The sequence below is a fragment of the Nocardioides sp. LMS-CY genome (assembly GCF_018732145.1).
GTDB classification, from domain to species: domain Bacteria; phylum Actinomycetota; class Actinomycetes; order Propionibacteriales; family Nocardioidaceae; genus Nocardioides; species Nocardioides soli.
In genome coordinates, this window is record NZ_CP076104.1 from 3,089,941 (window position 1) to 3,101,799 (window position 11,859).

Here is an 11,859-nt window from a genome sequence, read left to right on the forward strand (position 1 = left end):
GCCGACTCGGTGGAGCCGACGACCGACAGCGCGGAGCCCGCGGTCACCCTGGACCGCGGGCTCCCGCGTACCGCCCTCAGGCGCGTCACCGTCGTGCTGTGCGCGACCGAGATCGTCTCCTGGGGCATCCTGTACTACGCCTTCCCGGTGCTCGCGCCGTCCATCAGCGACGACACCGGCTGGTCCTCGCCCGCCGTGGTCGCTGCGTTCACCGTGGCCCAGCTGGTCGCGGCCGGCATCGGGCTCCTCGTGAGCAGGCGCATCCACCACCGAGGCCCCCACGGCGTGATGACCCTCGGCTCGGTCGTCGCCGTCGCCGCGGTGCTGCTGGTCGCCCAGGCCGGATCGTGGTGGTGGTTCGTCGCCGCCTGGTGCGTCGCCGGAGCGGCCATGGCCGCCACCCTCTACCAGCCCGCGTTCGCGGCGCTGACCATCTGGGCCGGTCCGCGCCGGCTCCAGGCCCTCACCGCGCTCACCCTGGTCGCCGGCCTCGCCAGCACCGTGTTCGCACCACTTACCGCGGTCCTCGACGAGCATCTCGGGTGGCGCGACGCCTACACCGTCCTCGCCGGTCTGCTCGTCATCACCGTCGTCCTGCACGCCTGGGGACTCCGCGCGCCGTGGCCCACGACCACCGATGTCGCCGCCGACCCGTCTGTCGATGGCTCTGCCGCCGCCGACCATCCGGGCAGCTCGCCCTGGCGGATGCCGGGATTCGCCCGAACCGCGACGGCGTTCACGCTCGCCGCGACGTGCATGTGGTCGGTGATCATCGTCTTCGTGCCCCTGCTGACCGCCCGCGGGTTCAGCACCGAGGCAGCCGCGACCGCACTCGGCATCGGTGGCATCGGCCAGGTCTGTGGCCGGCTCGGCTACCGCCGCCTCGACGCGGCCACCAGCACCGCGACCCGCACCCGGCTCGTGTTCGCCGGCGTCGCCGTCACGACCCTCGCACTCGCCGTCACCCCCGGGCCGTACGCCGCATTGGTCATGCTGTCGTTCCTGGCCGGCATGGCCCGCGGCATCTACACACTCCTGCAGGCCACCGCCGTCACCGACCGATGGGGCACGACCGACTACGCGCGGCTCAATGCCACCCTGGCGCTGCCCCTCACGGCATCCGCGGCGTTCGCCCCATGGCTCGCCACCGCGCTCGCCGCCGGTCTCGGCAGCCACGCCGCCACCCTGGTCGTCCTCGCGCTCCTCGCCGCCGCCTCCCTCGCGGTGGTCCCGACCCGGATCGACGCAGTGGGGCCGGTCATCTAGACCGCGTCGGCGACCGACGCAGGCAGCAGCACGACGATGCGGGCGCCGCCGCCCGTGGCGTCCCCGATCGTCACCGTGCCGCCGTGGGCCCGCACCAGGCCGTTGACCAGGTAGAGGCCGAGGCCGGAGCCGCCCCGCTGCCCGCTGGTCCAGAACTTCGTGAAGACCCGGCGGCGCAGCTCGGGCGAGATCCCGTCCCCCTCGTCGGTGACCGCGAGGGAGATGCCGGGACCGTCCGGGGCGTGGTCGGCGTGCTCCAGCGCCACCCGGACGTCGCCCTCGCCGTGACGCACGGCGTTCTCGACCAGGTTGGTCACGACCTGGGTGAACTTGTCCGGGTCGACGTCGACCTCCGGCAGCCCCTCGGCGACCTCGATCCCCACGGAGCGACTGGTGCCGGCGGCGACCGAGTCCACGACCCGGCGGGCGAGCAGGCCCGCGTCGGAGGGTCGCGGGTAGAGCTGCAGCCGGCCGGTGTCGATGCGGGCCACGTCGAGCAGCTCGGCGATCAGGCGGCTGAGCCGGTCGGAGTCGGCGGCAACCGTGGTGAGCATCAGCTTCTTCTGCTCGTCGTTGAGCTTGTCCCAGCGGTTCAGCAGCGCCTGGACGAAGCCCTTCACGCCCGTCAGCGGCGAGCGCAGCTCGTGGGCGACGGTCGCCACCAGGTCGGACCGCTCCCGGTCCAGCCGGGCCCGGCCGCGGCCAGACCGAAGACTGACCGCCACCGCGCTGACCGGTGCCGTCAGCGCCGGGCGGTGGATCCGGGCGACCACGAGCGCCTCGGTGCCGTCGGGCAGCAGCCACGGCTGCTCCGGCACCGCGGTGCGGGTCGACAGCCCGTCGTAGGGGCTGTTGACCGAGCACCAGTCCCGGCCCTCGTGGTCCTGGAGCGCGAGCACCTCGGCGAGCGGCCGGCCCACGGCCGCCCCCGGGTCGACGCCCAGCCGCCGTCCGGCCGCGACGTTCACCGCGGTGACCAGCCCCTCTGCGTCGGCGAGCACCACGCCGTCCGCGAGCAGGTCGAGCGCGACATCCACGCCGCTCACCCTACGGCCCCGCCGCCGGTGCGCTTCCGCGTCGCGCGCCTCGGCCCGCGTCTCGCTCGGGTCAGTCCGCCGTGCTGCCGCAGCTTACGCTGTGGCGCGGGCGTGGCATCGACCAGGCCGGGCAGCCGTTGTCGCCCGGCGGCGGCACCGGCATCACGAGCAACGGGTCCGTGCCGATGGCCGCCAGGTCGGCGTACGGCGTGGTGAAGGGGACCGAGCCCGGGTCGGGATCGGTCGCCTTGACGCGCTCGGTGACGTAGGTGAGCAGCGTCTCGGACTTGATCACCTTGACCGTGCGGGAGAACCACAATCGGTCGACATCGACCGTGTCGAGGTCCTTCCTCTGCACGACCATGTGAGACCGCCCGCCCCACATGGGCCGGGTGGCCTCGAGCATGCTGATCACGACGTCGCCGTCATCGGTGCGGGAGACGGTGCACTCGAGGTAGTAGCCGCCGTCGAGCCCGTCGCGGCAGTACGCCTCGGGGTCGCCCTCGGCCTCGCTTCGCGCGTGGCTGATCGAGACCGAGTACCGATGCTCGTCGGGACCGTAGCTGACCTCCAGCGCGCTCGCCTTGCTCCAGTACCGCTCCGGGAGGTCCCTCCGCTGGTCGTCGTATGCCGCGAACCGCGACTCGCCGAGCTCGGGCGCGGTCCGCTCGAGCACGCCCCGCACCTGCTCGTCCATGAGCGCGGGCATACGGAGGGCGTCGTAGTCCTCGAGCGCCTGGGCCGACGCGGGGTCCATGGCGGTGGCCGCCCGACCGCCGTCGTCGAGCTGGGTCCACGTCACCAGCGAGGCGCCTGCGACGGCGAGCACCGCGAGCGCGGCCGCCCATTCGGTCACGCGTCGGGTTCGCAGCCTGCGACGCCCGGCCTGCAGGGTCGGTCCGGGCAGCGGAGCGGGGGGCTCGTCGCGCGCGACGTGCTCGCGGAGCAGCGTGCTCAACTCGTGCTGGGTCATCGGTGCTCCTCCGCGTTCGGGGTCTCGGGCTCGGCCAACGCCGAGATGAGCTGAGGCAGATGCTGTCGAAAGGTGTCCAACGCACGCGAGGTCTGGCTCTTCACGGTTCCTTCGGCGACATCGAGCAGGCGCGCCACCTCGGCCACCGGCAGGTCGTCAAGGAACCGGAGCGCCACGATCGCGCGCTGCCGAGGCGGCAGTAGCGCGAGCGCGGCCTCCAGGTCGAGCACGGAATCTCCGGGCCCGGTCGCACGGTCGACGCGATCGGGGGTGACGTCGTACAGCAGCTCCGGCCGCTTCCGGCGCAGGTGGGTGAGGCACTCGTTCACGACGATCCGCCGCGCGTAGGCGAGCCGCGTCTCCGGCCGCACCCGCCGCCACGCGACGTACAGCTTGGCCAGCCCCTGCTGCGTCAGATCCTCCGCGTGCTGCCAGTCCCCGACGACGACGTACGCCGTCCGTCTCAGGCCTGGGGCACACGCGACGAAGAACTCGCTGAACTCCCGCTCCCGCCCACCGCTCACACCACTAGTACGCCGTCGGTCGGCCCTGAGGTTCGCACGCCACGCCGACGATCTCGGCGGGCCGCTGAGGGGTTTCGCCCGACGGCATGCTCGCCGCGCTCGCGATCGGCAGCGCCGCACCGGCGAGCAGCACGGCGACCACGGCGAGCGCCCAGCCGAGCCCCAGCTGGGTCGCGAGGGCACCGAGCAACGGCGTCGCGACCAGCACCGGCCCGGTCTGGGCCAGTCCCAGCAGCGACTGGAAGCGCGCGAGCATGTCCGGAGGCGTCCGGGCCACGAACACGGGCAGCACGTGTGCGGTGAAGAGCACCGAGCCCACACCGACGACCAGCAGCGAGCCCGCCGCGAGGCGCCAGTCGCCGGCGACCGCGAGGACGCCCACCGCGAGCGCGGCCAGCAGCGGACCGACGGTCGCCGCGCGCCGGCTCGGCGCGCCACGACGGGCGACGACCACGGTCACCAGGAGCCCGCCCGCGACCCACGCGGCGGCCACGACGCCGACCTCGCCGACCGACCAGCCACGCGCCCGGCCGGCGACAGGCACGCAGAGCATCACGAGCGGCAGCACCGCCCCGGCGAGCGCCATCACGCCGACCACGGTGCGCGGCACACCGGGCGTCGCGGACGCGGCGCGAACGCCGTCGGCGATCGCCCGCCAGCCGCGGCCCGGCGCGGTGACGAGGTGCTCGGCCTCCCGGGGCGGCCGCACCACGATCAGGACCACCAGCACGACCGCGAAGGTCGCCGCGTCGATGCCGGCGGCCGCCGGGAGCCCACCGGTCGCCATCAGGATCCCGCCGAGCAGCGGTCCGGTCACCCGCGCGACCTGGAGGCAGCCGCCCACCAGCGCCATCCGCTTCGCGAGCAGGTCGCCGTCGAAGAACAGCCGCGGGAAGACGCCCTCCGCGGGCCGGCGCAACGCCGCGGCCGTCCCGGAGAGCGCGGCGACGGCCACCAGCGCCCACAGCGGCACGCTCCGGGTGGCGCCGACCGCGAGCGCAGCCATCACGAGCAGCATCGCGGCGTCGCAGCCGACCATCACCCGGCGTACGCCGAACCGGTCGGCGAGCGCACCGCCGAACAGGATCAGCAGGCACAGCGGCACGCTCTCCACGGTCAGCACCAGCGACGCCGCACCGGGGCCGTGGGCGGCGGCCACCCAGCCGAGCACGAAGAACGAGATCGAGTCCCCTGTCGACGACATGGTCGCCGCGGTCAGCCAGGCGCCGAAGGGGCGCCGCGCGCTCATCCGGGGCGGTTCATCGTGGCGCGGGCATGACCAGCGCGAGGAAGCCCGGCTGGTAGGGCGAGCTCAGCCGCACCGCCCGGTCGCCCGCGACCACCTCGAGCAGCACCTCGGGGCCGAGGCACGCGCCGAGTGCCCGACGCAGCAGCGCACTTCCCATCCACAGCGTCACGGCCGGTCCGCGGACGGCCGCGGGCACAGCGTACGACGGCGCCTCGTCGGCACCGACCAGGATGCCCGCCGGGCCGATCTCCAGGCCGACCTCGGCGCGGCCGGTGCGTCCGACCCCGTCGCCCAGCTCCGCGGCCGCCACCAGCACCTCGGTGGTGGCCGGCTCGAGTCCGTCGACGAGCAGCCGATGGGCCGGATAGGGCGTGGTGCGGCCGTCGACGCCGGGCAGGCCGCCGCCCCACGTCAGTCCGTCGCCGACGATCTCGAGGTCGACCTCGGTGCGATCGTCGAGGCGGTCGGCGAGCCGTGCGGCCTCCGCCAGCCCGAGCACCACCCGACCCTCGCCGACGAGGTCGGTCGAGGCGATCGAGCGGATCGCCATCCAGTAGCGGTTCGTGGCGACGACGTCGACGCCGGCGGCCGACACGTCGATCAGGACGGCACTCAGCGGCGAGGCCGGGTCGCGCTCGGTGGCGATCCGGACCTGGCGCAGCGCCGACGCGAGCACCCGGGCGTCGACCCGGGCCCGAGCGTCGTGCGGCGCGTCCGCGCCGAGCACCTCACGCAGCAGCGCTCGCGTGCGAGCCGCGTCGGCGACGCGCTCCTCCACGAGCGTGGCGAGGGCGGCGCCGGCCTCGTGCTCGGGGCCGTCGAGCACCCGTCGCATCACCTCGATCGGCACGCCGGCCTCGCGCATGGCGACGATGAGCCGGGCCCGGTCGGCGAGATCGGGCGTGTAGTACCGGTAGCCGGTCGCGTCGTCCACCTCGGCCGGCGGCAGCAGGCCGCACTCGTCGTAGTGGCGCAGGGCGCTGGCGGTGAGGCCGACGGCGCGGGCGAACGCGCCGATGGTCAGGAGCGGCGAGGAGGTCACGACGCCAACGCTCGGGTCTCGGGCGACCTGAAGGTCAAGCCCGCCGGTGCACGCGCGCCGACGCGTAGAGGCACAGCGCGGCGGCGGTGGAGAGGTTGAGGCTCTCGGCACGGCCGTGGATGGGGATCCGGACCCGGTGGTCGGCGAGCTCCGCCAGCTCGGCGGGCAGACCCCACGCCTCGTTGCCGAACAGCCATGCGGTCGGCGCCGCGAGCAGCTCGTCGGCGTGCTCGAGGTCGACCTCACCGGCGCCGTCGGCGGCGAGCACCTGGAGGCCCGCGGCCTGCGCGGCGCGTACGGCGGCGGCCGGATCGGGCTCGATCGCGAGGGGCAGGTGGAACAGGCTGCCGACGCTCGCGCGCACGGTCTTGGGGTTGTAGGCGTCGACCGAGTGACCCGCCAGCACGACGGCGTCGGCGCCGGCGGCGTCGGCGCAGCGGATGACCGTGCCCGCGTTGCCCGGGTCGCGGACGTCGGCGCAGATGGCGACGAGGTGGGGGGTGGTTTCGAGGCTCGGCGCTGGCGCGCCTCGCACCTCAACCACCGGCGGCTCGGCTGGCGCGCCTCGCACCTCAACCACCGGCGGCTCGGCCGGCGCGCCTCGCACCTCAACCACCGGCGGCTCGGCCGGCGCGCCTCGCACCTCAACCACCGAGGAGAGCGACTTGTCCAGGAATGTGCAGACCGCGACCAGGCCGGCCGGGTTGACGCTGTCGCTGAGCGAGGCCAGCGCACGGTCGTCGACGAGCGTCCACCGGGGCGCGGCACCGGCGAGGTCGGCGTACTGCTCGGTCGCGGCGGGCGTGGCGAAGACCTCGACCACGCACCCCTCGACGCCGAGGGCGCCCTCGACGGCCTTCGGGCCGTCGGCGAGAAACAGCCGCCGCTCGGATCGCTCCGAGCGGCGGCTGAGCTTCCGCGCCTCCTTGACCCGCCCGTTCCCCTTCGTCAAGGGAGCGCCGTGGGTCAGGGGCGGAAGATGGTCGTTCAGGCCCACCTGATCAGGCAGAGACCTTGGGCGCGTTGACGTCCTCGGGCAGCGCGGCCTTGGCGGTCTCGACGAGCGCGTTGAACGCGGCGATGTCGTTGACGGCCAGGTCGGCGAGGATCTTGCGGTCGACCTCGACGCCGGCCAGGTTGAGACCCTGGATGAAGCGGTTGTAGGTCAGGCCCTGCGCACGCGCGGCGGCGTTGATGCGCTGGATCCACAGGCGGCGGAAGTTGCCCTTGTTCTTGCGCCGGTCGTTGTAGCTGTAGACCAGCGAGTGGGTGACCTGCTCCTTCGCCTTGCGGTAGAGGCGGGAGCGCTGGCCGCGGTAGCCGCTGGCGCGCTCGAGGGTCGTCCGGCGCTTCTTCTGGGCGTTCACTGCCCGCTTGACGCGTGCCATGGGTCTTTACTCCTTGTTGCTCAAAGTTCTCTGGTGCGGGGGTCTCGACGAGCTCGACCACCGGTGGGGTGGTGCGAGGGTCAGCGACCCAGCAGCTTCTTGGCGCGCGGCACGTCGGCCTTGGCGACCTCGACGGTCCCGGTCATCCGACGGGTGACCTTGGAGGGCTTCTTCTCGAGGTTGTGGCGCTTGCCCGCCTTCTCGCGAAGGATCTTCCCGGAGCCGGTCACGCGGAAGCGCTTGCCAGCGCCGGAGTGGCTCTTGTTCTTCGGCATCGTGTGTCTCTCTCTCATTGCTGCAGATCGCGCCGGCCGAGCGGTCTCGGGCTGGCTCGACCGGCGTTTGTCGCGGTCTGCGGAAGCTTCAGGCGTCGATCTCGGGATCGAGGTTCTCGGAGCGGCCGCGCTCCTTCTTCTGCGCCACCGGTCCGGCGGCGTGGGCGGCGTCGCGCTCGGCGCGCTCCTCCGCCTCGAGGGCGGCGCGCTCGGCAGCGCGCGACTCCTTCTCGGCCTTCATGTCGACCTTGGCGTCGGCCTTCTTCTTGTGCGGGCCGAGCACCATGATCATGTTGCGGCCGTCCTGCTTGGGGGCGGACTCGACGAAGCCCAGCTCGCTCACGTCCTCCGCGAGCTTCTGGAGCAGCCGGAAGCCCAGCTCCGGCCGGTGCTGCTCACGACCACGGAACATGATCGTGATCTTGACCTTGTCGCCGGCGCGCAGGAACCGCACGACGTGACCCTTCTTGGTCTCGTAGTCGTGCTGGTCGATCTTCGGACGAAGCTTCATCTCCTTGATGATCACGTTCGTCTGGTTCCGACGGGCCTCACGGGCCTTCTGGGCGTTCTCGTACTTGAACTTCCCGTAGTCCATGAGCTTGCAGACGGGCGGCTTGCCCTGCGGCGCGATCTCGACGAGGTCGAGGTCCGCCTCCTGGGCAAGCTTCAGGGCCTGGTCGGTCGGCACGATGCCGACCGTCTCCCCGTTGGGTCCAACGAGTCGGACCTCGGGAACCCGGATCCGCTCGTTGATTCGCAGCTCGGTGCTGATGTGTCCTCCTGGTGGCCAGATGACCGGAAACCGGAGTCGGGCCCGGGCCAGGAGGTCCGAAATCAACAGTGGCTTCCGCTTGGTGCAAGCGGAAGCCAGTCGGAGCGCCCCCCACGCGAGGTGGGAGCGCCACCGGGGCGGTCACGGCTCCGACGTACGCCGGAGGCCGAGCGCCTCGGGACCGGACCCGACGACCTGTGCTGTCGCACTGCTGTGACACGGTGCGGCGACTGCGGCCGGTGCGGGTGGGAGGCGATCGTGCTGACCTCCGCTTGTGGGATCTGCTCCGGCTCGGCGGCGGCCCTGGTGGACGCAGTCGGGTCGGAACAGATCGGTCAACGCAAGATGCTAGCCGAAGATTCCCCGTCGGGCCGAATCCAGGCGGTGCCGGCACCGACCCGGGCCAGCGTCCAGCCCTCCGCCAGGCCGCGCAGGTCGTCGCCGTCGACGACGAACCGCACCGGGCCGGCCAGATCGATCACCAGAGCCGCGGCACCGTCCTGGAGCGCCGACCGGGCGGCCAGGTCCGCCGCGACGGGCACCGGTCGTGCGGCGGGGTCCCACGCGGTGAGCGGCCCGGTGCCGGTGAAGGCGAGCAGGGCCAGCCGGCCGTCGGCGCCCTGGAGCAGCACGGTCGCCATGTCGCTGGTCTTGTCGTGCGCGAGTCCGGCCTCGTCGTACTCGACCTCGCCGAGCACCGCCACCACCGGCACCAGCAGCCGGGAGCGCTGGAGCGCCGCCAGCACCCCGGCGTACGTCGTCGGGTCGTCGGCCCACGCGGCCAGCGCCTGCGCCAGCTCGGGCTGGGCGGCGCCGTCGTCGCCCGCGAAGCCCGGGTCCGGGATCACGCGGGAGTGGGTGGGGTCGGGCTCGAGCACCCGGCCATTCTCCCCGGAGCCGAGCGACGACCGCGAATCCACCCGAGCCCGCGTCACCTCCGGTGTGGGACATTGGAAGGGTGGACGACGCTGCATGGGCCGCACTCACGCTCAGCCTGACCGTGCTGGGCGGCATCTGGACCTGGGCCGCCTTCCGGCGCCGCGGGCTGACCTCGGGGATGCGTGCGCTCGGCTTCACGCTGCTGCCCCTGGCGGCCTACCTCACCAAGACGCTCCAGATGTTCACTCGCATCGTCGACGCCGTCGCCGACTGGGCGACGCGTCTGGTCTTCAGCCCGACGGTGTGGCTCGGCGTGATCATCGGCGGGGTCGGCGTGGTGCTGATCGTGGTGTCCGGCATGATGCGGACGCGCCAGCTCGGGCAGGCCCGGCCCGAGAAGCCGCAGGGCGGCTCGACCGAGCTGCCCGCCGGCGGCGCCTCGCGGAAGGCGCCGGCGATCGACACCGACCCCGAGATGGCCGAGATCGAGGCCCTCCTGCGCAAGCGAGGCATCAACTGATGGCACCACCCCGGCGACAGCCGAGCGCCGTGGATCGCAACCGGCTGTGGTCGCGCCTCAACGACGCGGTCGCGAAGCAGGGCGTGCCGCTGCCGACGCCGGTCTTCGTGGTGGACCTCGATGCGTTCGACGCCAACGCCGACGACCTGGTCCGCCGGGCCGGCGGCCTCCCGGTCCGGATCGCGTCGAAGTCGGTGCGGGTCCCGGCGCTGATCGAGCGCGCACTCGCCCACGACGGGTTCCGGGGCGTGCTCGCCTTCACCCTGCGCGAGGCGCTCTGGCTGCACCACCAGGGCATCTGCGACGACATCCTGGTCGCCTACCCCACGGTCGACCGTGGTGCCCTGGCCGAGCTGACCTCGTCGCCCGAGGCCGCGGCCGACATCGTGATCATGGTCGACAGCCCGGCGCACCTCGACGTCATCGACGGCGCCCGGCCACCGGGTGGCGCGGAGGTCCGGGTCGCCGTCGACGTCGACGCCGGCCTCAGGCTCGCCGGCCAGCACATCGGCCCCAAGCGCTCCCCGCTCCAGGACACCGCCTCGATCGTGGCGCTGGCCCGCGAGATCGACCGGCGCGCCGGGTTCCGACTGGTCGGCGCGATGACCTACGAGGGCCAGGTCGCGGGCCTCCAGGACGTCGTGCCGACCGCGCGGGCCAGGTCGATGGTGCTGCGCCGACTCAAGTCGCTGTCGATGTCCCAGCTCGCCGTACGACGGCGTGAGCTCGACCGGGCGCTGCGCCAGGTCGCCGACCTGGAGTTCTGGAACGGTGGCGGATCCGGGTCCGTCGAGGCCACCGCCGCCGATCCGGTCGTCACCGAGATCGCGGCCGGCTCGGGCCTGCTCGTGCCGACGCTGTTCGACCACTACGCCTCGTTCGAGCCGCGGCCCGCGTCGTACCTCGGCCTGCCGGTGGTCCGCCGCCCCGCCCCCGGCATGGTCACCGTGCACGGCGGCGGGATCGTCGCCTCCGGCCCCGCCGGCGCCGACCGGCTGCCGACGCCGTGGGCCCCGGCCGGGCTCTCGCTCACCAGCCTCGAGGGCGCCGGCGAGGTGCAGACCCCGATCACCGGTCAGCCGGCCGACCTGCTCGAGGTGGGCGACCTGGTGTGGTTCCGCCCGGCCAAGTCGGGCGAGCCCTTCGAGCACGCCCTGAGCGTGCACCTGCTGTCGGGCGACGAGTTCGTCGACACCGTGCCGACGTACCGGGGCTGTGGCCAGGCCTTCTGAGGCCGTGGCCTCCTCCGCCCCGCTGGGTCGGCGCGCGGAGGAGCCCCCGGTCGTACGCGTGCTGGAGCTGGCCCGGAGCCGCCCGCCGACCCTCGGCGCGGGGCGCCTGGTCTGCCTCGACGGCCAGGCCGGGTCCGGGAAGACCACGCTCGCGGACGCCCTGGCCGAGCTCGCCGGCGACGCCGTGGTGGTGCGCATGGACGACCTCTTCGACGGCTGGTCGGGGCTGGCGAGCGTCGGCGCCCAGCTCGAGAGCCTGCTCGGCCCGCTCGCGGACGGCCGGCCGGGCAGCTACCGCCGCTACGACTGGCTGCGCGGGGAGTACGCCGAGACCGTGACCGTCTCCCCCGTCCCCCTGCTCATCCTGGACGGCGTCGGCTCGGGCTCGCGCCAGGTCGCCGACCTGGCCACCGTGCTGGTCTGGCTCGAGGCGCCCCGCGACGTCCGGATGCGGCGCGGCATCGAGCGCGACGGCGACGCGTTCGCGCCGTACTGGGAGCAGTGGGCCGCGGCCGAGGCCGAGCACTTCGCCCAGCACCGCACCCGCGAGCGGGCCGACCTGCGCTTCGCGACCTAGGGACGCGAGGCCCTCGAGGCTCCGGTAGCCGCGGGTTTCGGCTGCTGGCAGCCGAAACCCGCGCGGCGCGCCGGGGCTCGTCGGCGTGTCGTGCGGACGGCGGCTGCCAGGTGGCAGTTGGGGTG

Annotated in this window: 14 protein-coding genes; 4 read left to right on the plus strand and 10 right to left on the minus strand. The window is 73.6% G+C overall.

Features of this window, described 5'->3' with window-relative positions; genetic code table 11:
- Positions 1-9: 9 nt before the first annotated feature.
- Positions 10-1,266 (plus strand): MFS transporter, encoded by a 1,257-nt coding sequence (locus KM427_RS14790; protein WP_215524356.1) that lies wholly within the window; start codon positions 10-12, stop codon positions 1,264-1,266.
- On the opposite strand, the gene KM427_RS14795 is transcribed toward KM427_RS14790, so the two are convergent.
- From KM427_RS14795 to KM427_RS14840, 10 genes are all read right to left on the minus strand, one after another.
- A complete protein-coding gene (locus KM427_RS14795; protein WP_252274535.1) occupies positions 1,263-2,303 on the minus strand; it encodes a sensor histidine kinase in 1,041 nt (346 codons plus the stop codon). The two genes, KM427_RS14790 and KM427_RS14795, sit on opposite strands and share 4 nt — an antisense overlap.
- 70 nt (positions 2,304-2,373) lie before the next feature.
- On the minus strand, positions 2,374-3,276 hold the full coding sequence (locus tag KM427_RS14800) for a hypothetical protein (RefSeq protein ID WP_215524358.1): 903 nt from the start codon (positions 3,274-3,276) through the stop codon (positions 2,374-2,376).
- Positions 3,273-3,800, minus strand: a complete 528-nt coding sequence (locus KM427_RS14805) for an RNA polymerase sigma factor (protein ID WP_183594312.1) — start codon at positions 3,798-3,800, stop codon at positions 3,273-3,275. The genes KM427_RS14800 and KM427_RS14805 overlap by 4 nt, the downstream gene beginning before the upstream one ends.
- A gap of 4 nt (positions 3,801-3,804) precedes the next feature.
- Entirely contained in the window at positions 3,805-5,049 is a 1,245-nt protein-coding gene (locus tag KM427_RS14810) for an MFS transporter (RefSeq protein WP_215524359.1), read from the minus strand.
- Between the two features lie 10 nt (positions 5,050-5,059).
- On the minus strand, positions 5,060-6,091 hold the full coding sequence (locus tag KM427_RS14815) for a MerR family transcriptional regulator (RefSeq protein WP_215524360.1): 1,032 nt from the start codon (positions 6,089-6,091) through the stop codon (positions 5,060-5,062).
- A 34-nt stretch (positions 6,092-6,125) separates the two neighbouring features.
- Positions 6,126-7,043: a TrmH family RNA methyltransferase gene (locus KM427_RS14820; RefSeq protein ID WP_252274538.1), complete on the minus strand. Its 918-nt coding sequence runs from the start codon at positions 7,041-7,043 to the stop codon at positions 6,126-6,128.
- A 49-nt stretch (positions 7,044-7,092) separates the two neighbouring features.
- Positions 7,093-7,479, minus strand: a complete 387-nt coding sequence (gene rplT, locus KM427_RS14825) for a 50S ribosomal protein L20 (protein ID WP_183594309.1) — start codon at positions 7,477-7,479, stop codon at positions 7,093-7,095.
- An 80-nt stretch (positions 7,480-7,559) separates the two neighbouring features.
- The gene (rpmI, locus tag KM427_RS14830; RefSeq protein WP_183594308.1) at positions 7,560-7,754 is read right to left on the minus strand and encodes a 50S ribosomal protein L35; all 195 of its coding nucleotides are present in this window, start codon (positions 7,752-7,754) and stop codon (positions 7,560-7,562) included.
- Positions 7,755-7,842: 88 nt separating this feature from the next.
- Positions 7,843-8,547 (minus strand): translation initiation factor IF-3, encoded by a 705-nt coding sequence (gene infC / locus KM427_RS14835; RefSeq protein ID WP_215527642.1) that lies wholly within the window; start codon positions 8,545-8,547, stop codon positions 7,843-7,845.
- Between the two features lie 314 nt (positions 8,548-8,861).
- Positions 8,862-9,404 (minus strand): SseB family protein, encoded by a 543-nt coding sequence (locus tag KM427_RS14840; protein ID WP_252274541.1) that lies wholly within the window; start codon positions 9,402-9,404, stop codon positions 8,862-8,864.
- Between the two features lie 80 nt (positions 9,405-9,484).
- On the opposite strand from KM427_RS14840, the gene KM427_RS14845 reads away from it, so the two are divergent.
- From KM427_RS14845 to KM427_RS14855, 3 genes are read left to right on the plus strand one after another with little or no spacing between them, the layout of a single operon-like run.
- Positions 9,485-9,925 carry a cellulose synthase gene (locus KM427_RS14845; protein ID WP_183594306.1) on the plus strand — a complete coding sequence of 147 codons (441 nt, stop codon included), beginning with the start codon at positions 9,485-9,487 and terminating at the stop codon, positions 9,923-9,925.
- Positions 9,925-11,157, plus strand: coding sequence for an amino acid deaminase/aldolase (locus KM427_RS14850; RefSeq protein ID WP_215524362.1), 1,233 nt, complete (start codon positions 9,925-9,927; stop codon positions 11,155-11,157). Before KM427_RS14845 ends, KM427_RS14850 begins: the two co-directional genes overlap by 1 nt.
- 4 nt (positions 11,158-11,161) lie before the next feature.
- Positions 11,162-11,734: a nucleoside/nucleotide kinase family protein gene (locus KM427_RS14855; RefSeq protein ID WP_252274543.1), complete on the plus strand. Its 573-nt coding sequence runs from the start codon at positions 11,162-11,164 to the stop codon at positions 11,732-11,734.
- Positions 11,735-11,859 lie beyond the last annotated feature (125 nt).